The sequence below is a fragment of the Aeromonas sp. QDB11 genome, from assembly GCF_027705265.1.
In the GTDB taxonomy this organism is placed as follows: Bacteria; Pseudomonadota; Gammaproteobacteria; order Enterobacterales; family Aeromonadaceae; genus Aeromonas; species Aeromonas allosaccharophila.
Genome location: NZ_JAPDBM010000086.1, coordinates 1 through 1,305, shown reverse-complemented (window position 1 = coordinate 1,305; position 1,305 = coordinate 1). Strand labels below are relative to the sequence as shown.

3 protein-coding genes are annotated in these 1,305 nt (G+C 52.6%); all 3 read right to left on the bottom strand.

The genetic code is table 11. From position 1 onward, the window contains the following. Nucleotides 1-273: 273 nt before the first annotated feature. Genes OKC40_RS20225 through radC form a run of 3 tightly spaced genes read right to left on the bottom strand, consistent with a single transcriptional unit; the run spans nucleotide 274 to nucleotide 1,264 of the window. Nucleotides 274-414 carry a hypothetical protein gene (locus tag OKC40_RS20225; RefSeq protein WP_164470740.1) on the bottom strand — a complete coding sequence of 47 codons (141 nt, stop codon included), beginning with the start codon at nucleotides 412-414 and terminating at the stop codon, nucleotides 274-276. A gap of 5 nt (nucleotides 415-419) precedes the next feature. Continuing rightward, nucleotides 420-788 (bottom strand): DUF2787 family protein, encoded by a 369-nt coding sequence (locus OKC40_RS20220; protein WP_182927818.1) that lies wholly within the window; start codon nucleotides 786-788, stop codon nucleotides 420-422. Further along, nucleotides 785-1,264 carry a RadC family protein gene (gene radC / locus OKC40_RS20215; RefSeq protein ID WP_270796758.1) on the bottom strand — a complete coding sequence of 160 codons (480 nt, stop codon included), beginning with the start codon at nucleotides 1,262-1,264 and terminating at the stop codon, nucleotides 785-787. Before radC ends, OKC40_RS20220 begins: the two co-directional genes overlap by 4 nt. Between the last annotated feature and the right edge of the window lie 41 nt (nucleotides 1,265-1,305).

Here is a 1,305-nt window from a genome sequence, read left to right as displayed (position 1 = left end):
CCACCCCATCCTGACGAATTAACGGACTCGTTATGATCTGAATGGTACATATGTACCATGCAGGTAACGCCACCCCATTCTGTCAGCATGACGGACTCATAATTATCTGAATAGTACATATGTAGGTTGCAGGTTCGACTTAATGATGTGTTGTACTACCAGGCATCCGCAATACCTTAGCCAATTCAGCCTTCTTGACCTTACGTTGCTGGTGAATAAACAGAGTGCCACTGGTCAATACTGCTAGGGCCAAGGAACTCAGGATCATCTTCTTCATTGGTATTCATCTCCATTCATGTTGTAGAAGTGTGGTGGCATATAGCGAGCCATCATCGCGTTGACGATGACCGATGCAAATGCCGTCAATGCCGCTTTCAAGGCATCGAGCAGCAGGGCTTTCGTGAAGTCGTTCATAACAGTCACTCTTGGGAAATATCCAAGTGGTAAACCTCCATCCGGTAATAGGTGAGAAAGTTCCTCTCCCAGAGCCGGTAGAGGTCCATGGTTGTGGCCAACGGCCGTTCTCCACACCAGGGGTCGTAGAACACCCCAGCGGCGAAGTCGAAATCCAGCGACTTAGTCAGCTCATCGGTGACATAGCAGAACTCCGTCACATAGAGGAGCCCCCAACTCCCAGCCCGTTTCTCCAGACGAATTTCGACCGGACGGTATCCACCAGTGTCGGCGGAATAACCGGGACTTCGGAAGTTGAGGGTCAGGGCAGTGGCATCGGGGTAGCTGCCGATGATCTTGTCGAACAGAGCCTGTAGCTGTTTGGATGGGGTCATAGCAGCCCCCTATCGGCAAACGAGACGATGTCGTGCTGTCCCACCACAAAGTGGTCGAGCACTCGCACGTCAACCATCTCGAGCAACTCCTTGAGACGAGCTGTGACAGCCTTGTCGGCATCCGAGGGATCGACCATACCAGAGGGATGGTTATGGGCCAGAATGACCGCTGCGGAGTTTTTGTTGAGAGCCGCCTTGACCACCTCACGGGGGTGAACGGTGCCAGCATTGATAGTGCCGAAGAACAGCTCTTGGTAATCGAGTAGCCGATGCTGATTGTCGAGCAGCATGACGGCGAACACTTCCCGCTCGTATTCACCCATCTTGAGCCGAAGGAAGTCTGCTGCCGCTTTGGGCTGAGTGAAGGCATGGCCCAGATGCCGCTGTCGGCTCTCCAGAATGGCCAAAGCTTGATTGATGATGTGATCGCCCTGTCCGGGGTGGCTAATAACATCATGTCGATCAGCCAATAACATCATGCCGATCACTTTTTTTCTGCCCGCGTTTATAGCGTCTT

Excerpts from the sequence above, each read along its gene's own strand:
- OKC40_RS20225 (WP_164470740.1), bottom strand. The coding sequence starts at position 414 with ATGAACGACTTCACGAAAGCCCTGCTGCTCGATGCCTTGAAAGCGGCA.
- OKC40_RS20220 (WP_182927818.1), bottom strand. The coding sequence starts at position 788 with ATGACCCCATCCAAACAGCTACAGGCTCTGTTCGACAAGATCATCGGC.
- radC (WP_270796758.1), bottom strand. The coding sequence starts at position 1,264 with ATGTTATTGGCTGATCGACATGATGTTATTAGCCACCCCGGACAGGGC.